General features: G+C 62.4%; 16 protein-coding genes. 8 read left to right on the top strand and 8 right to left on the bottom strand.

Going from position 1 to position 16,356, the window contains the following annotated elements; genetic code table 11:
- Positions 1-2 precede the first annotated feature (2 nt).
- The 5 genes from H9532_RS00555 to H9532_RS00535 are packed head-to-tail and all read left to right on the top strand — an operon-like array spanning position 3 to position 7,971.
- Positions 3-1,517 (top strand): GMC family oxidoreductase, encoded by a 1,515-nt coding sequence (locus H9532_RS00555; RefSeq protein WP_296364722.1) that lies wholly within the window; start codon positions 3-5, stop codon positions 1,515-1,517.
- A gap of 44 nt (positions 1,518-1,561) precedes the next feature.
- Positions 1,562-4,204, top strand: a complete 2,643-nt coding sequence (locus H9532_RS00550) for a glucosidase (protein WP_296364720.1) — start codon at positions 1,562-1,564, stop codon at positions 4,202-4,204.
- Between the two features lie 57 nt (positions 4,205-4,261).
- Positions 4,262-5,860 carry a GMC family oxidoreductase gene (locus H9532_RS00545; RefSeq protein WP_296364718.1) on the top strand — a complete coding sequence of 533 codons (1,599 nt, stop codon included), beginning with the start codon at positions 4,262-4,264 and terminating at the stop codon, positions 5,858-5,860.
- Positions 5,860-6,774 (top strand): phosphate/phosphite/phosphonate ABC transporter substrate-binding protein, encoded by a 915-nt coding sequence (locus H9532_RS00540; RefSeq protein WP_296364716.1) that lies wholly within the window; start codon positions 5,860-5,862, stop codon positions 6,772-6,774. The genes H9532_RS00545 and H9532_RS00540 overlap by 1 nt, the downstream gene beginning before the upstream one ends.
- Before the next feature lie 6 nt (positions 6,775-6,780).
- Positions 6,781-7,971, top strand: coding sequence for a GGDEF domain-containing protein (locus tag H9532_RS00535; protein WP_296364714.1), 1,191 nt, complete (start codon positions 6,781-6,783; stop codon positions 7,969-7,971).
- Here H9532_RS00535 and H9532_RS00530 read toward each other — a convergent pair.
- Genes H9532_RS00530 through H9532_RS00500 form a run of 7 tightly spaced genes read right to left on the bottom strand, consistent with a single transcriptional unit; the run spans position 7,918 to position 12,011 of the window.
- A complete protein-coding gene (locus H9532_RS00530; protein WP_296364713.1) occupies positions 7,918-8,418 on the bottom strand; it encodes a DoxX family protein in 501 nt (166 codons plus the stop codon). The two genes, H9532_RS00535 and H9532_RS00530, sit on opposite strands and share 54 nt — an antisense overlap.
- 60 nt (positions 8,419-8,478) lie before the next feature.
- Positions 8,479-9,456 carry a VOC family protein gene (locus H9532_RS00525; protein WP_296364711.1) on the bottom strand — a complete coding sequence of 326 codons (978 nt, stop codon included), beginning with the start codon at positions 9,454-9,456 and terminating at the stop codon, positions 8,479-8,481.
- A gap of 9 nt (positions 9,457-9,465) precedes the next feature.
- On the bottom strand, positions 9,466-9,894 hold the full coding sequence (locus H9532_RS00520) for a heme-binding protein (protein ID WP_296364709.1): 429 nt from the start codon (positions 9,892-9,894) through the stop codon (positions 9,466-9,468).
- A 7-nt stretch (positions 9,895-9,901) separates the two neighbouring features.
- Complete coding sequence (locus tag H9532_RS00515; protein WP_296364707.1) at positions 9,902-10,159, bottom strand: Nif11-like leader peptide family natural product precursor; 258 nt, start codon at positions 10,157-10,159, stop codon at positions 9,902-9,904.
- A 57-nt stretch (positions 10,160-10,216) separates the two neighbouring features.
- The gene (locus H9532_RS00510) at positions 10,217-11,137 is read right to left on the bottom strand and encodes an SMP-30/gluconolactonase/LRE family protein (RefSeq protein ID WP_296364704.1); all 921 of its coding nucleotides are present in this window, start codon (positions 11,135-11,137) and stop codon (positions 10,217-10,219) included.
- The gene (locus H9532_RS00505; protein WP_296364702.1) at positions 11,134-11,595 is read right to left on the bottom strand and encodes a cupin domain-containing protein; all 462 of its coding nucleotides are present in this window, start codon (positions 11,593-11,595) and stop codon (positions 11,134-11,136) included. Before H9532_RS00505 ends, H9532_RS00510 begins: the two co-directional genes overlap by 4 nt.
- A gap of 11 nt (positions 11,596-11,606) precedes the next feature.
- The gene (locus H9532_RS00500; protein WP_296364700.1) at positions 11,607-12,011 is read right to left on the bottom strand and encodes a Rid family detoxifying hydrolase; all 405 of its coding nucleotides are present in this window, start codon (positions 12,009-12,011) and stop codon (positions 11,607-11,609) included.
- A 167-nt stretch (positions 12,012-12,178) separates the two neighbouring features.
- On the opposite strand from H9532_RS00500, the gene H9532_RS00495 reads away from it, so the two are divergent.
- From H9532_RS00495 to H9532_RS00485, 3 genes are read left to right on the top strand one after another with little or no spacing between them, the layout of a single operon-like run.
- Positions 12,179-12,985 (top strand): glucose 1-dehydrogenase, encoded by an 807-nt coding sequence (locus H9532_RS00495; protein WP_296364698.1) that lies wholly within the window; start codon positions 12,179-12,181, stop codon positions 12,983-12,985.
- Between the two features lie 7 nt (positions 12,986-12,992).
- On the top strand, positions 12,993-13,706 hold the full coding sequence (locus H9532_RS00490) for a hypothetical protein (protein WP_296364696.1): 714 nt from the start codon (positions 12,993-12,995) through the stop codon (positions 13,704-13,706).
- Between the two features lie 28 nt (positions 13,707-13,734).
- Positions 13,735-15,039, top strand: coding sequence for a chloride channel protein (locus tag H9532_RS00485; RefSeq protein ID WP_296364694.1), 1,305 nt, complete (start codon positions 13,735-13,737; stop codon positions 15,037-15,039).
- Here the strand turns inward: H9532_RS00485 and H9532_RS00480 are convergent.
- Positions 15,034-16,356 carry an NAD(P)/FAD-dependent oxidoreductase gene (locus H9532_RS00480; RefSeq protein ID WP_296364692.1) on the bottom strand — a complete coding sequence of 441 codons (1,323 nt, stop codon included), beginning with the start codon at positions 16,354-16,356 and terminating at the stop codon, positions 15,034-15,036. The two genes, H9532_RS00485 and H9532_RS00480, sit on opposite strands and share 6 nt — an antisense overlap.

Raw genomic sequence — 16,356 nt, 5'->3', positions numbered from 1 at the left:
CCATGATCATTGATGACACCCATTACGATGTGATTGTGATCGGTAGTGGTGCCGCTGGAGGTACCCTTGCCGGCCAACTTTCGCGTTCTGGCAAGCGCATCCTCGTGCTGGAACGCGGTGGCTCCATGCCACTTGTCGACCAGAACGTGGCTGATGTCGACCTGTTCCGCAAGGATCGCTACCACCCGGGTGAGCAGTGGTTCGGGACTGATGGGGATCCTTTCTCTCCTCAAACCATCTACGCCTTTGGTGGCAACACCAAGATCTGGGGCGGTTTGCTCGAGCGGATGCGGGAGAAGGAGTTCGCTGGTGTGCCGTTGCAGGAGGGCGTCGCCCCCTCCTGGGAGCTGACCTACAGCCATTTCGCTCCTTTCTACGACCGCGCTGAGCAGCTCTATCGCGTCCACGGCGAGCAAGGCGTCGATCCGACTGAGCCTCCACGTCAATCCGGTTTCCCCTTTCAGCCGAAGCCGATCGAGCCGTTCATGCAGGAACTGCGCCTGTCGCTTGAACGGCAAGGCGTTCACCCTTATCACCTCCCCCAGAGCTGGTCGGAGTCAGCCGTGGATCCCACCGGCGATGCCGAACTGTTTGGTGTTGATCTGGCCCGGGCCCAGGCTTCGGTGCACGTTCGCGAACGCGCTCGCGTGCGCCGGCTGCACGTCAATCCCTCAGGCACTGAGGTGCGCGGGGTGGAAGCTGAGATTGATGGCCAATCCTGGTTGTTCACTGCCCATGTGGTGGTTTTAGCGGCAGGTGCCATCAACAGCGCCGAGATCCTGTTGCGCTCGGCTACAGAGCATCACAGCCGTGGCCTGGCGAATGGCTCCGATCAGGTGGGCCGCAATTTGATGAAGCCCCAGCTCACGTCGATCATCCAGCTGGCCGCCGAGCCGAACTCCGGCCGTTACGGGCGCAGTCTTGGCGTCAACGACTACTACTGGGGCGATCAGAACGTGAGCTTTCCGCTTGGCTCCATCGCCACTGGCGGCGGTGTGCTCCAGGACGCGTTGTTTGCCGAATCTCCACCGGTGCTGTCGTTGGTGACCAAGCTGATGCCGAATTTCGGGCTTGAACAACTCGCGGCACGCTCGGTGGTGTGGTGGGCGATGAGTGCTGTTCTGCCTGATCCCCATAACCGGCTGACGCTGCGGGGTAATCACATCCAGATTCATTACCTCCCCAACAACCGCGAGGCCCATGACCGCCTTGTGTACCGCTGGATCGACACGCTCAAGCTCGTTGAAAACGACCCCGATTGCCATGTGGTGAAGCCCGCGCCCACCCATCCCCGCGGCGAGGCTCCGCTCACGGTGATGGGCAGCGTTTGCGGCACCTGTCGCATGGGGTCCAATCCAGCCACGTCTGTGGTGGATCTCAATGGACGGGCGCACGAGCTCACGAACCTCTACATCGCTGATGCCAGTGTGTTTCCCAGCTGCCCTGGCATTGGCATCGGCCTCACGGTGATTGCTAACGCGTTGCGTGTGGGCGATCAGGTGCTCCAAGCCCTATGACCTCTACTGCCGGGGCATCGCCCCAAGGATCTGAACTGAGGCGGATGGCCGAGCGCGATCGCGAGGGTGAGCGCTGGGATCTTTGGGGCAGCTATCTGCCGGAGCGTCAGTGGGGAACGGTCCGTGAGGACTACTCCGCAGATGGCAATGCCTGGAATTCGTTTCCCCATGATCACGCTCGCTCGCGGGTGTATCGCTGGGGCGAAGACGGCCTACTGGGCATCTGTGATAACCAGTGCCGGCTTTGTTTTTCTGTGGCCCTCTGGAACGGAGTGGATCCGATTCTCAAGGAGCGCCCCTTCGGCCTCGCCAACGAAGAAGGCAATCATGGCGAGGACATCAAGGACTACTACTTCCATCTCGCTAATACCCCCACCCACAGCTTCATGCGTGGGTTGTACAAGTATCCGCAACAGCGCTTTCCCTATGAGCAGCTGCTGCAGGAGAACCGCCGCCGGGGACGGGATCAGCCCGAATACGAGCTGGTGGATACCGGTATCTTTGATCAGAGCCGGTATTTCGATGTCTTTATCGAATACGCCAAAGCGGCGCCTGATGACATCGCCATTCGTATTCGTGCCATCAACCGCGGGCCTGATCCTGCTCCTCTCACCCTGTTGCCCACCCTCTGGTTACGCAACACTTGGAGCTGGGGTTATCCCGATGAGCAGGAGCACCCGATGCAGCTCGATGGTGATGCCGTTCAGGCCACCGTTGGCGGTGGGGTTGGTGCCTACCGGTTGATCTGCCACGAACAGGGCACCTGGCTCTTCACGGACAACGAGACCAATACGCAACGGCTGTTCCAGACGGCCAATGCCCGTCCGTTCCACAAAGATGGTTTTCACCGCTATGTGATCGACGCCGAGCAGGAGGCGATCAATCCGGCGCAGCGCGGTACCAAGGTGGCCCGGCATTTGAAGCGCATGCTTCAACCCGGTGAGGAGTGGCAGGTGGATCTGCGTCTCAGCGGCCCCGCCAGTTCTCGTGATGCTCTGGCTTCGAGCCACGAGGTTGATCTGTTGTTCCGGGCGCGCGAACAGGAATGGCGTGAGTTTTTTGAGAGTCGTGTGCCCCACCTCAGCGAGGAGGACCGTCTGATCCACAGCAGCGCTGCTGCTGGCCTGTTGTGGTGCAAAAAGTATTACGGCTGGAGTGTCCAGCGTTGGCTCGATGGTGATCCCACCTCACCGCAGCCTCCGTCTCAGCGCTGGCACACCCAAAACGCTTCCTGGCAGCGGCTCCATGCCCACGATGTGATTTCCATGCCGGATGCATGGGAATACCCCTATTTCTGCCAGTGGGATCTGATGTTTCATGCGGTGGCCTTCACCGTGTTCGATCCCGCCACCGCTAAGCAGCAGTGCATGTTGCTGCGCTCGCCGCATTACACCGCCCCGAACGCCCAGACCCCGGCTTACGAGTGGGCCCTCTCCGATCCCAACCCTCCGATTGGCGCCTGGGCGGCGATGCGCATCTTCCAGATCGACCGCAAGAGCACGGAGGAGCCTGATCTCGGCTTCCTTCGGGCTGCCTTACGCAAGTTGATTCTTGAGTACGGCTGGTGGGCCAACCGCAACGACCGTTCCGGGGACAACGTGTTCGAGGGCGGTTTTCTAGGCCTCGATAATATTGCTGTCTTCGATCGCCGCTATCCCCTCGCCGACGGCAGCCGCATCGAGCAGTGTGATGGCACGGCCTGGATGGCCTCCCTCAGCCTCAATCTGTTGAACATCTGTGTTGAGCTCAGCCGTGAGGAGCCTGAATATGTTGATATCTGTGAGCGCTTTGTCTACGACTACGTCTCCCTAGCCCTCACCCTCAACACAGCTGGTAGTCGGGGGTATGTGAACTGGGACGAGGAGGATGGCTTCTACTACGACGTGATCAAGCGTCCGGATGGCAGTAGCACCTTCTTGCGCACCCGTTCGGTTTCAGGGCTCATTCCCCTGTTGGCGGTGGCCAGTTTCGACGTGGATACGGTGAAACGACTGCCGGTGTTGGATGTGGCCAGCAGCATGAAGTGGTTGTTGCACGAGCGTGCTCGGCCCCAGTGGTTGGTCGACAACTTCACCCAGTGGCGTAACGACCGGTTGCTGTTTGCCCTTGTCCCGGAACAGCGTCTTCGCCGGATCTGTGAGCGGCTGTTCGATGAGGATGAGTTTCTCTCTCCCTATGGCATCCGAGCCCTCTCCAAGGTGTATGAGGACCACCCCTACACCTTCACCGAAGGCAGCGACTCCCAGACCCTCGCCTACAGCCCGGCAGACAGTCCCGTGGCCATGTTCGGCGGCAATTCAAACTGGCGTGGTCCTGTCTGGATGCCGATCAACTTCCTGCTGATCGAGGCCTTGCAGAAGTTTGGCCATTACTACGGTGACTCCTTCAAGGTTGAGTTTCCCACCCGTTCAGGCAACTGGATCAGCCTCTGGGATGCCTCACTTCTCCTAGAGCATCGACTGGTGAATCTGTTCCGCCGTGGCGCTGATGGCCGCCGGCCGTTCAATGGAGATGTTGAGCTCTTCCAGAACGATCCCCACTGGCGCGATCTGATCCTATTTAACGAGTATTTCAACGGTGATCACGGCAGCGGTGTTGGTGCCAGCCATCAAACGGGCTGGACGGCCATGGTTTGCAAAATGATCAACCAGCTCAACCGCTACCCCAGCTCCGCCACAGGCTCGTGACAATGCGGAGACAGAGTCGCGGCCTGCTTCTAACTTGCAGGCAGTGATCATTGTTCTGTGGATCTACTCCAGTCGCTCGGTCAGCTGCAGAAGCCTCAGGCCAGCCACTTCGATCTGATCATCATCGGCAGCGGTGCTGGCGGCGGCACCCTGGCCCGAGTGTTGGCTCCCACGGGGCTTCGCATCCTGATCCTCGAGCGCGGCGACTGGTTACCGCAGGAAGCGCAGAACTGGGACGCCGAGGAGGTGTTCCAGAAGGGGCGTTATCTCAGTAAGGACATCTGGTACGACAGCAAGGGCAATCCCTTCCAGCCAGGGACCCACTACTTCGTGGGCGGTGCCACCAAGATGTATGGCGCCCATCACTTCCGGTTGCGTCAGCGCGATTTTGAGGCGCTGGAGCATCACGACGGCATCTCGCCGGCCTGGCCTCTGCGCTACAGCGATTTCGAGCCCTGGTATCAGCAGGCTGAGGCGATGTACCACGTGCATGGCCTCCGCGGTGAAGATCCCACCGATCCCCCCAGTTCGTCGCCGTATCCCCATCCGCCCATCTCCCACGAGCCGCGGATTCAGAAGCTCGCGGAGGATCTGCGCAGTGCCGGTCTGCATCCGTTCCACGCACCTAGCGGGGTGATGCTCGATGAGAGCAACATGCCCTATAGCCGTTGCCGGCGTTGCAACAACTGTGATGGCTTCCCCTGTCTGGTGCATGCCAAAGGGGATGCCGAAGTGTGCGGTGTGCGCCCTGCTCTGGCCGCCAGCGCCAATGTGTCGCTACTCACCCGCGCGGAAGTGAAGCGATTGGTGACGGATGCAGCCGGTACCACGGTGACGGGGGTTGAACTGGTGCGCGATGGCGAGGAGCTGCGCTACTCGGCTGATCTCGTGGTGGTGAGCTGTGGCGCGGCCAACACGGCCCGCCTGCTGTTGATGTCGGCGAACGATCGGCATCCGCGCGGTCTCGCCAATGGTTCCGACCAGGTGGGCCGCAACTACATGTTCCACAACAGCAAGGCCGCGGTGGCTCTTTCCCATGAGCCTAACCCCACCATCTTCCAGAAAACGATCTCGATCAATGATTGGTATTTCGGCGATGCCGATTACGACTACCCCATGGGCAATATCCAGATGACTGGTAAGACCCGTGGGGCGATTATGAAGGGCTATGCGCCGCTGGAAACCTTCCTGATGCCCAACTGGTCGATGGATCAGATTGCTGAGCATGCCCTTGATTTCTGGCTGACCACCGAAGATCTCCCCGATCCGAATAATCGCGTCACGATTGATTCGGCAGGTCACATTCATCTCAACTACACGGTGAACAATCAAACCTCTGCCAACCGGCTCTGGGGGCGCTTGCAGGGAATGCTCGACAAGCTTTACCTGAAGAACCATCTGATTGAGCGCCAGATCTATATCAAGAACCCGATGGGCATCGCTGCTGTTGGACACCAGGCTGGCACCTGCCGTTTCGGCACCGATCCCTCCACTTCCGTGCTCGATGTGAACTGCAAGGCCCATGAGCTGGATAACCTCTACGTGGTGGATACGAGCTTTTTCCCCAGCATCGGTGCTGTGAATCCCTCGCTCACCGCCATCGCCAACGCGATTCGCGTCGGCCATCACCTCAAGGAACGGCTGGGAGTGATGTGATGCGTGGTACGCCGCTGCTCGCTCTGGCGTCCCTGCTGCTGCTGTGGGGATGTCGCATGCCAGCCCCTCTGCAGCAGCGTTCCCAATCTGCAGATGGCTCGCAGCAGGCCGCTCAGCCCTCGGTTTGTGTTGGTGATCAGGCCCAGGCCCGCCAACCCCGCAGCGTGGCCATCGTGCCCCAGCTGCCCCCGGCGGAGTTGTACAGCCGCTGGAGGCCCCTGCTCCAACAGCTCGGCCAAAGGGCCGGCATCTGCTTCGACCTGGTGGTGCCTGCCTCGATTCCCACATTTGAGCAAGGACTGCAGCAGGGCAGCTATGCCTATGCCTTCATGAATCCCTACCACCAATGGATGGTGCAGCAGCGCTATCAGCCCTTGGTCAGGGACGGCAAAACCCTGCTCAAGGGGATTCTGCTGGTGCGCAACGACAGCCCTATCAAGGCCCTGCCTCAGCTGGCCGGTGCCACGATCGCCTTTCCTTCACCCAACGCCTTTGCCGCCTCACTGCTGATCCGGGCTCATCTGCATGCCCTCGGGATTCCCTTCAAGCCCGACTATCTCAAGACTCACTCCAACGTCTACCGGGCCGTTGCGATCCAGCAGGTGGCCGCCGGCGGCGGCGTGAACAACACCCTCAGGCGCGAACCGCAGGAGCTGCGCGACATGCTCCGCGTTCTCTACACCACACCGGGGTATCCGGCTCACCCCTTCTCAGCCCGCCGTGATCTGCCGGCGGCAGAAACCGACCGGCTGGTGAAGGCTTGGCTGTCTCTGGCGGCTGACCCCAAGGCAGCCCCCCTGCTGAACGCCGTTCAGTTGCCCCAGCCGGTGGCCAGTGATCACCAGCGCGATTACCAGCCCCTACAGCAATTGCAGCTCCAGCAGTTGGTTGACCCCGCTGATCCCTCCGGCTGATTGCCGATGCAAACGCTGCAGCAGCGATGGAAGCACCTTCCCCAGCGGGGCTGGCTCAGCGCTCTGGTGCTGGTTTCTGTTGTGGCGGGAGGCTTGGGGCTGATCGGCTATGAGCGCTCGCGCTCGATGGTGGACCTCAGCCAGAGGCGCACCACTCAGGCGCTCTCGCGTGGTCTTGCGATCGCGGTGGTGGATCATCTGGTGAGCCGAGATTTCGCGTCGCTCGAGTCGCACCTGCGCCAGGCCATGGCTGATTCCAGCCTGGCGCTGCTGGCGGTGCGAGATTCTGGCGGACGCCTGCTTGTGCAACTGGAGCGCCAGGCTCCCGATCAGGAGCCAAGGCTGAGCTTCGCGGCCGAACTTCCTGTTGCTTCAGATCAGCAGCGGCATCGCACCCCCCTGGAGGCCGGTGGGGTGATCGGCAGCCTCGAGATCCGCAGCTGGTCGACACCCACTCAGCAACTGTTGCGTCAACTCGGCCAGCAGATTGCTCTACTCACCGTGATGGCCGTGTTGCTGGTGATGGCGCTGCTGGCGGCGGTGGCGCTGTGGCTGCGGTGGCAACATCAGCGTGAGCGCGCACTGCTGCAGAGTCAGAACCGGGTGCTGGCCACGGCCGCATCGGTGGACGCGCTCACGGGGATTGCTAACCGCCGCGGCTTCGAGCGGGAGCTGGAGCATCGCTGGAGCCTCCTGCAGCGCAAGGAGTCGTCTGAATTGGCCCTCTGTCTGCTGGATCTCGATGGGTTCAAGGAGATCAACGACGGCCTTGGGCATGATGCCGGCGATCAGCTGCTGGTGGCGGTGGCGCGGCGGTTGCAGGCCAGCTTGCGAGATCGTGACTTTGTGGCACGACTCGGGGGCGATGAGTTCGTGCTACTGCTCAGCCAGGGCTCCGTGCGTGGCTTGGTGGAGACGGCGCTTGAGCGCTTCGTGACCGTGATTGCCGAGCCTGTTGTCTACGACGACACGCAGATGCGGGTGACGGCCAGCATCGGCTGTGTCGTGCTGCGCAGTGATGCCCAGGGCGAAGGCTTCAGCTGCAGCGAAGCAGAGTTGCTGCGCTGCGCTGATCAGGCCATGTATGCCGCCAAGCGTTCAGGTAAGAACCGCTGGCGGTTGGTGCGGTTAGGGACTACGGATTCAAACCCCCAGCCAAATCCGCAGCAGGTCTTCGAGCAGCAGGGTGTCGAGTGACAGCATCCCGCCGCCGCAGCAGATCAGCACCAGGCACATCACCACATACATCGCGGCCTTCTCCCAGCTGGGTGGCTCACCCACGCCCATCGGGCCGGCGTAGTCACCCTCGGGGATCAGATAGGGGTCAGCGGCGATGAAGGGGAAACCACTCTTGATTTCCAGCACCATGGCGTAGGCCATCGACACCAGAATCGCGAACGAGGCCAGTGGGGTGAGAAAGCCCACGAGCAGAGCAATGCCACCTGCCCACATCGAGCCGGCCGAGAGGAAGCACAGCCAGGCTGGCGTTTTCAGCATCTGAGCCCAGGTCTGCAGGTTGCGCAGCTTCGGCCAACCGTGGCGGATGAAGCAGATGCCCATGAACACCCGCAGCAGCAATAACGCCGCCTGGGCGAAGGGGGATGGCGCCGCCGGCACCAGCAGCTCCACAACGGTGATGTTCATGGGGGTCACAGGGTTGGCTGAAAGGTAGAGGGGTGGTGCAGAAGCGCAGCAGAGCTGTGATCAGCTGCACACGACCTGCAGTTGATGACCGTCGGGATCGCGGATCTGCAGGGCTTGGCTGAAGCCGAGGGCAGTGGCCTGCTCGCCGGAGAGATCCACGATGCCAGGGCTCACCCAGCTGCCGCCATAACTCTCCAGTTGGGAGGCAATGGCTTCCAGATCGCTCACCTCAAGGCGGATCTGCCAATGGGCGATGTCTGCGCTGTTCTGGTCGGCCGGTAGGGGCCGACCGTCCCCGGGTTGCAGGTAGTTGAGGCATTCGATGCCAGCACCTTCGGGGCAGCGGTGGCCCGTAATCCGCACCCTTGTGTCCGTCAGGCCATCGAGATGGTCCTGTTCGATGCCGCTGTTCACCCCATCGCCACCGAGGCGCAGTCCCAGGAGTTCTTCGTAGAAACGGCAACTGCGTGGCGTGTCGGCATTGGCAATAGCGCTGTGGTCGATGCCGAGAAACGGTGATTCCGCCGTGGGCTCATGCCAGCGCGGTTCGCCCTTGTCGCCTGGAAACTGCAGCAGCTCAAGGCAATGTCCTTCGGGGTCGTGGAACTTGAACGCCTGGATCCCTGCGGCCGCCTCGTTCCAGCTCGGCAGGGTCTGCGGGGAGCTGGAGATGCTTTGCAACCGCCCCTGTTGGATCAAGGTCTGCACTGGCGTTGCAGCGGCGGCCAGGTCGTCCACGACGATGCAGATGTGCTGGAACCAGAGGTCGTTGCTGCGGGAATCGGTCGGGATGGCGCGGCCGGGGCGCAGGTCCGGGCCCAGTTCCAGCACCTCAAGCAGTTCAAGCTGTTCGGTGCCCAGCTGCAGCCGCAGCACTTTGAGCCGGCTGCCGGCGAGACCGATCAGTTCGGCGTAGGAGCCGGCCTCGAGCTCTAAGCACTCCTGGCGGCGGCAGCCCAGATAGCTTGTGTAGAAGCTGGCCAGGGCCTCGGCATCGCCGGAGGTAAAGCCGAGGCTGCGGATGTGAGGCGTGGTCATCGGTGGATCTCAGCCGGGATTGCTCTGGAGAGCCGCCGCGGCAGCGGCGGCGATGGCGCCATCGAGATCGGGTGTCATTCCTGACACGCCCACGGCTCCGATGCAGGTGCCGTTCTGCAGAAGCGGCAGGCCGCCGCCCATGGCCACCGCCGATTCTTTGAACACACCGGCCAGTTGCAGCAGGGCCGGACGCTCGCCATTGATGGCGGCCTCCTGATCGGCCGTGGCTTTGCCATTCAGCGCAGCCATCCGCGCTTTGGCCATGGCCACAGCCGTGCTGGAGGGGCTAGCACCATCAAGCCGCACCACCAGGAGTGGATGGCCCCCGGCATCACAGATGGCCAGGCTCACCGTGGCCTGGTGTTGAGCGGCGATCGCCTCTGCAGCAGCGGCGATGCGGCGGCAGTCGGCGAGTTCAAGGGCGGCAATGTTGCGCATCGTTGGATCAGCCCCACACAATCTTCATGAGCCAGAGGTGCCCCTCCAGCTCCACTCCGGCGGCGGCCGCTTCTAGATCGCTCTCGCTGAGCCGCAGCGTGGCTTCGGCCTGGTGCTTCACCAGATCCACACCGCTGAAGCTGAAGCCATGCTCAGCACCCAGGGCGGCAATGGCGTTGAGGTTGGGGCAGGCGCTGAAACGCTGCAGCAGCGCTGGATCGCCTTTCACTTGCTTGAGGAAGGTTTCGAGCTGCGGGTTGGCCATGGTGGTTGCGAGCAGGAGGGGAATGAGATGAGCTGGTCGGGATGAAGTGTTTGTGATTCAGTGCGGCCAGGTGGCGCCGCGGGTGGCGGTGAACAGGCTGTAGATCGCGGTGGAGGCACACAGGAAGAGACGGCTGCCGTAGCGGTCGCCGAAGCAAAGGTTCGACACGCGCTTGGGCACGAGCACCTTGCCGATCAGGACGCCATCGGGTGCGATCACATGCACGCCATCGGCGGCGCCACACCAGAGGTTGCCGTGCTCATCCACACGGAAGCCATCAGCCCAGCCCGGGCTGATTCTGTGGAAGATCTCACCGCCGCTGAGGCTGCGACCATCGCCATTCACCTGGAAGCGGCGGATGTACTGGCGGGGCTCAGGGGCACCTGGGGCGCCGGATTCGGCCACATACAACAGCTGTTCATCAGGGGAGAAGGCCAGGCCATTGGGGCCGTCGAAATCCGTGGCGACAGCATCGATCTGGCCGCTGTTGGGGTCGAGTCGGTAGAGGGCTGGCGGTTGTTCGGAGCACTGGCGGCCGCCCTCGTAGTCGTTCATCAGGCCGTAGAGCGGATCGCTGAACCAGATCGAGCCGTCGCTCTTCACCACCACATCGTTGGGGGCGTTGAGGCGACGGCCATTGGCCTGCGACACCAGCGTGGCGATGCTGCCGTTGTGCTCCAGGCGCGTGAGACAACGGCTGCGGTGATGGCACTGGATCAGCCGGCCTTCGCGATCGCGCGTCTGGCCGTTGGCAAACTCCGACGGCTCTAGAAAGGTGCTGACGCCATGCTGTTCGCTCCAGCGCAGGGTGCGGTTGCCCGGGATGTCGCTGAACAGCAGGCAGCGCTGGTCGCCGAACCACACAGGGCCTTCCAGCCAGCGGAAGCCCTCCGCCAGCAGTTCGAGCTCGGCATTGAACAGCACCAGGGGCTCGAAGCGCGGGTCGTAGCTCTCGGTGCAGCTGGAGGGTTGGTTCATTGGAAGAAGCCCGGCGGGGCCTGCCGCCAGGCGTCGTCATTGCGCTGGATGATCAGCTGAACGCAGGGCTCATCACCCACCTGGGCAGAGAGATGCCCCTGATGGCCTTCCGATGTCGCGATGCAGCCCTGATCACCACCGAAGGAGTATTCGCCGGCGCGCATAATCGCGATCTGCCCGTCCATGCTCTGCACCGACCAGGCACCCCGCAAGACATAGATCCATTTGGGCACGTGGTTTTCGTGCCAGTCGGCTGTCCATCCCACCGGCAGGTAGGTGACGAAGGCATTGCCCTGATCGAACAGGGGCCGTGAGAACTGGGGGGAATCGCCAGGGCCCAGCTGCCCGAGTTGGAAATCGCCGATGGTGCACTGCTGTTGGCGGCTGATGCCGTCGTCACCGGTCCAGAGATGCCAATAGGTCTCCGGTTGAGGAGCCAGACTGAATGGATCGCTCATGGCTGATGCCCTCAGTCTTTGATGGCGATGGCAGAGATCTCCAGCTGGATACCCAGCACCAGGGCCGCTACCTCCACCACGGCACGGGAGGGATAAGCCGTGGGGTCGGGGAAATACTCCTGCCACACCGCATCAAAGGTGTCGAGCTTGTTGATGTCGGTGAGATAAACAGTGGCGCTCACCAGGTGCTCGAAGCCGAAACCCGCTTCCTCCAGCACCGCTTGCATATTCCGCATCACCTGCCTTGATTCCAGGGTGATGTCGCCGTCGCCCACCTTGAGATTGGTGGTGGGATCCACCGGCAGCTGTCCGGTGATGAACAGCATGTTGCCCATTTGGAAGCCTTGGCTGTACGACGCCACAGGCTTGGGAAAACGGTCGCTGTGAATAGCTCTGCGGATCACACCGGTGGACATCGACAAGCGGCTCGAAACGGTGACTTCACCGTAGGGAACCTGCCGGGAATGTCACTGCTCTGTCATGTGAGCGCCTGAGCACACATTGGGTGTTGCAGATCGCAGGCAGGATGACGCATCCCTCCTAGCGTCCACCCAGTACTCCGCTGCAGGCGGCTGCCATCGCCATGACCTCAATCAATCCCTACGCCCTTGAGACCCTCTCCAACCTGCTCCAGGGCAAGGTGATCATCGTGACTGGAGGCAATAGCGGCATCGGTAAATCGATTGTGGAAGTGGTGGCGCGCCTGGGCGCCAAGGTTGTGATCGACTACCGCTCCCACCCCGAGGCCACCGAGGCGATCGAAGAGGAGATCGGTGAGCTGGGCGGCAGCTGCTTTGGCGTGCAAGCCGATGTGGCGAACCTCGACGACCTGCAGCGGCTGGTGCAGGAAGCGGTGAATCGCTACGGCCGCCTCGACGTGATGGTGAACAACGCCGGCATCGAAACCCGCACCTCCATCCTCGACACCACCCCCGAGGATTTCGACAAAGTTCTGAACGTGAATCTGCGCGGTGTGTTCTTCGCCACGCAGTACGCCGCCAAGCAGATGATCGCCCAGGGCAGCGGCGGCCGCATCATCAACATCTCCTCGGTGCACGAGGACTGGCCGATGCCCAACAACACCCCATACTGTGTGGCCAAAGGCGGTGTGCGCATGCTCACCCGCACCGCCGGTGTGGAGCTGGCCTCCAAGGGTGTGTCGATCGTGAACGTGGGCCCCGGTGCAGTCGCTACGCCGATCAACGACTCCACGATGAACAACCCGGAGCTGCTGGCCAAGCTCAACGCCGCCATCCCGATGGGGCGCATGGCCCAGCCTGAGGAGATCGCCAAGGTGGTGGCCTTCCTCGCCAGCGACGCTGCCAGCTACATCACCGCCACCAGCATCTTTGCCGACGGCGGCATCATGCAGAGCAGCCCCGGTCTGTGAGGCGGCGTTGAGGATCAGTCGCGAACAACTGCAGCGGATCAGGCTCCGTCATCTCGGGTATCGGATCACGCTCGTCTACGAGTTGCTCCTGCTGCTCTTGCTGCCGGTGGCCCAGCAGATCACCTTGCTGTTGTCACTCCTGCTGATCGGTCAGGCCACTGTGTTCATGGTGTTTGTGAGCCGCTATTCAGCGCTCCGCCGCACCAGGCCTTTGATGTATGGCCTTGGCTGCACGGCCATCGCCATGGAGGTGATCTGGCATGCAGCCTTGTTCTGGAGTCCGTCCCTGGGCCGGGCTCTCACCACGCCGCACGTCGTGGTGTGGGTGCTGTTCCTGCTGGTGGCGGTGGTGCGAAAGGTGAAGTCGCTGATCCGTGAACCCTTCGTGACCACATCGGTGGTGCTCGGCGCAGCTTCGGGATATCTCACTGTGGGGATCGCCGGTGGTGTGCTGCTCACGGCCATGTGGGTGTTGCAGCCCTCGGCGTTCGTTGCTTCGGCTCTGCCCGCGATGTCCGCCGGTGCGGTGGCCAGCGTGGCTGTGGCTCCGGCGCTGATGGCGGCATCGTTCGGGTTGCTCACCACGGTGGGAACATCCGTGCTCACGCCCAGCAACGTCACCGTTCAGGTGATCGCCAATGTGATCACCATTGCTGGTCAGCTATACGTAGCCATCTTGATTGCGCTGATCCTTGGGCGCGTTCAGAAACGGCTCTCCTGACGGCAGCAAGCTCTTGACGGCAGCAACGATGAAAGGCTTGAACGCGCTGATCCGGCGGCTGGTCCAGCTCGGGTTGCTCGGATTGTTTGTGGGCTTGCTGTGCTGGCCGTTCAACCTGGTGGATCGTTGGGGTGATCAGTTGCTGGGCCTGTTGCCTGCCTTCAGTGGCTCAGGCTGGCGGCCCCTCACGGTGCTGTTGGCCTGTTCGCCAGTGGTGGTCTTTCCGCTCTTGATGCTTCTGCAGCACGGCATCTTGAGCCGCGGCAAGGGGTCAGGCATCCCTCAAACCATGACCAGCCTGGAGCACCCGGAGCAAGCGGGTGAGCTGCTCGGCCTCATTCCGAGCCTGCAGCGTCTGCTCCTCTGGACCCTTGCCAGCCTGAGCTTGATGCCTCTGGGCCGCGAGGGCCCCGTGGTCCAGATCGGTGCCTCGGCGGCCTACTGGCTCCGACGTCGCTTCCCCCGTTGGCTGGCGGATCTGAGTCAGGCTGATCTGATGGCGGTGGCTGGTGGCGCGGGTCTGGCTGGTGGCTTCAACACCCCATTGATGGGTGTGGTGTTTGTGGCTGAGGAGTTTCTGGGAACGTTTTCGATGCGGCTGATCTGGCCGGCGCTGGTGATCAGTGCTCTGGCCGCGGCGGTGAGCAGTGCGGTAGGTCAGCCGGAATTTGCGCTTGGCATGGTGGGTGTGGCTCCAGCCGAGTTGATCCAGCTCGGCTGGGCTCTGCCCATCGGTTTGGTGGCGGGAGCCCTTGGGGCCGTGTTCGCACGCACCCTGTTGCAAGTCACACGTCGCTTCCGCTCGCTGTTGCAGCGTCAACCGCTGCGTCTGGGCCTTCTGTTGGGGGTCTGCCTCAGCGTGTTTCTGCTTCTCAGCGGCGGTGCCTCCGGGTGCGATGGCGAATTGCTGATGCGGCAGATGATCGAAGGAGGATCACCAACCAATGCCCTGCTGCCCGGACTGCTCGGGGATCTGTTCACCCTGGTGCTGCGCGTGATTGGTCCTGTGCTCGCACTGGGTTCTGGTATTCCCGGCGGTCTGATTGATCCGTCCTTTGCCTTCGGAGCTGTGCTCGGCCGAAGCCTCGGTGATGCCGGCATGGTGCCCCAGATGGGGTTGGCTCTGGGCATGGTGGCGGGCTTGGCCGGTGCGACGCAGTTGCCGGTGATGGCGGTGCTCTTCGCTGTACGCCTGGCCGGCGATCAGCAACTCTTGCCAGGACTGCTCCTGGCATCTGTCTTGGCGGCCTCTGTCAGTCGTTTGCTGGTGGACAAGCCCGTGTATCACGCCCTCAAGGACATCGCCGACGAACCGATGGCGCCTGCCTCATGAAGGCGCTTCGGTGATCACCAGGGCCGAGCGCTCGCGGGTGACGATCAGCCACAGCCATTTGGTGAGCAGGGTGATCCGGTTTTCGTTGTCGGGGATGAAGGCCAGGTGAGCCAATCCCCAGAGGAGCCAGCCCAGGGGGCCGCTCAACTTCAAGCCCCGTAGATCGGCAACCGCGAACAGCGGTCCCACCACCGCCATGGTGCCGAAATCGGTGAAGACGAAAGGCGCATGGCTCTGGTTCTGCAACTTGGCGAGGATGTCTTTGGCCACCCAGCCCCCCATCTGCACGGCCGGGCCGGCCATGCCGGGCAGTGGTTTGCCGTTTTTGGTGTGGCTGTAGCTGCAGAGATCGCCGACAACACGGATCTCGGGATGCCCGGGGATCGAGAAATCCGGTTCCACCGGGAGGCGCCCACCGCGATCCACGCTGCAGCCGGTGCGCTCGGCCAACAGCTTGCCCAGGGGTGAGGCCGCCACACCAGCGGTCCAACAGATCGTGCCGGCCTCCAGGGTCACTTCACCATCGCTGGTGGTGACCACCAGCTTGTTCTCTTCAATCGTTTTGACGCGCCCACCCAGCAGCATCTCCACCCCGGAGCGCTTGAGGTGCTCGCCGGCGGCCTTGGAGAGCTGGGGATCCATGGCCCGCAGGACGCGATCGCCGGGATCCACCAGCGTCACCTTGCAGAGGTTGGGATCAATCTGTTTGAAATCCCGCTCCAGGGTGTGGCGCATCAGGTCGTTGAGGGAGGCCGCCAACTCGCAGCCGGTGGGGCCGCCTCCCACCACCACCACCGACTGCAGCAGGCGTCGCCTGGTGGGATCCGGGGTTTGCTCAGCCTCCTCGAGGGCGCTCAGCACTCGCTTGCGGATGCCATAGGCATCTTCGAGCGATTTCATCGGCGTGGCGAACTGCCCCCATTCGTCGTGCCCGAAGAAGCTGCTGGTGGCACCGGCCGCCACGATCAGGTGGTCGTAGTGCAGTCGACGATCGTTGAAGATCACCTCTTGGGCCGAGGTGTCGATGTCTTCCACCTCTCCCATCAAGATCTGCACATTGGGAGCCTGCCCCAACATGATGCGCAGCGGAGAGGCCACATCCGTTTGCGACACCAGACCTGAGGCCACCTGATAGAGCAGTGGCTGGAAGAGGTTGAAGTTGCGTTTGTCGATCAGGGTGACCCGCACGGTTTTGCCCGCGAGGGCGTGGGCTGCTTTAAGGCCAGCGAAGCCGCCTCCCACGATCACCACATGGGCTGCGTTTCTGAGCAGTTCGGTGGGTGGTGTGAGTTCGAGGAAGAACCGCTCCGGAGCCAT

This window comes from Vulcanococcus sp. Clear-D1 (assembly GCF_014654725.1).
In the GTDB taxonomy this organism is placed as follows: Bacteria; Cyanobacteriota; Cyanobacteriia; order PCC-6307; family Cyanobiaceae; genus Vulcanococcus.
The sequence above is the reverse complement of the archived record's forward strand: the minus strand, read 5'-3'. Positions and strand labels throughout refer to the sequence as shown.

What these genes read in the sequence shown, in the direction of transcription:
- H9532_RS00555 (WP_296364722.1), top strand. Translation starts at nt 3, where the DNA reads ATGATCATTGATGACACCCATTACGATGTGATTGTGATCGGTAGTGGT.
- H9532_RS00550 (WP_296364720.1), top strand. Translation starts at nt 1,562, where the DNA reads ATGGCCGAGCGCGATCGCGAGGGTGAGCGCTGGGATCTTTGGGGCAGC.
- H9532_RS00540 (WP_296364716.1), top strand. Translation starts at nt 5,860, where the DNA reads ATGCGTGGTACGCCGCTGCTCGCTCTGGCGTCCCTGCTGCTGCTGTGG.
- H9532_RS00535 (WP_296364714.1), top strand. Translation starts at nt 6,781, where the DNA reads ATGCAAACGCTGCAGCAGCGATGGAAGCACCTTCCCCAGCGGGGCTGG.
- H9532_RS00530 (WP_296364713.1), bottom strand. Translation starts at nt 8,418, where the DNA reads ATGAACATCACCGTTGTGGAGCTGCTGGTGCCGGCGGCGCCATCCCCC.
- H9532_RS00525 (WP_296364711.1), bottom strand. Translation starts at nt 9,456, where the DNA reads ATGACCACGCCTCACATCCGCAGCCTCGGCTTTACCTCCGGCGATGCC.
- H9532_RS00520 (WP_296364709.1), bottom strand. Translation starts at nt 9,894, where the DNA reads ATGCGCAACATTGCCGCCCTTGAACTCGCCGACTGCCGCCGCATCGCC.
- H9532_RS00515 (WP_296364707.1), bottom strand. Translation starts at nt 10,159, where the DNA reads ATGGCCAACCCGCAGCTCGAAACCTTCCTCAAGCAAGTGAAAGGCGAT.
- H9532_RS00510 (WP_296364704.1), bottom strand. Translation starts at nt 11,137, where the DNA reads ATGAACCAACCCTCCAGCTGCACCGAGAGCTACGACCCGCGCTTCGAG.
- H9532_RS00505 (WP_296364702.1), bottom strand. Translation starts at nt 11,595, where the DNA reads ATGAGCGATCCATTCAGTCTGGCTCCTCAACCGGAGACCTATTGGCAT.
- H9532_RS00500 (WP_296364700.1), bottom strand. Translation starts at nt 12,011, where the DNA reads ATGTCCACCGGTGTGATCCGCAGAGCTATTCACAGCGACCGTTTTCCC.
- H9532_RS00495 (WP_296364698.1), top strand. Translation starts at nt 12,179, where the DNA reads ATGACCTCAATCAATCCCTACGCCCTTGAGACCCTCTCCAACCTGCTC.
- H9532_RS00485 (WP_296364694.1), top strand. Translation starts at nt 13,735, where the DNA reads ATGAAAGGCTTGAACGCGCTGATCCGGCGGCTGGTCCAGCTCGGGTTG.
- H9532_RS00480 (WP_296364692.1), bottom strand. Translation starts at nt 16,356, where the DNA reads ATGGCTCCGGAGCGGTTCTTCCTCGAACTCACACCACCCACCGAACTG.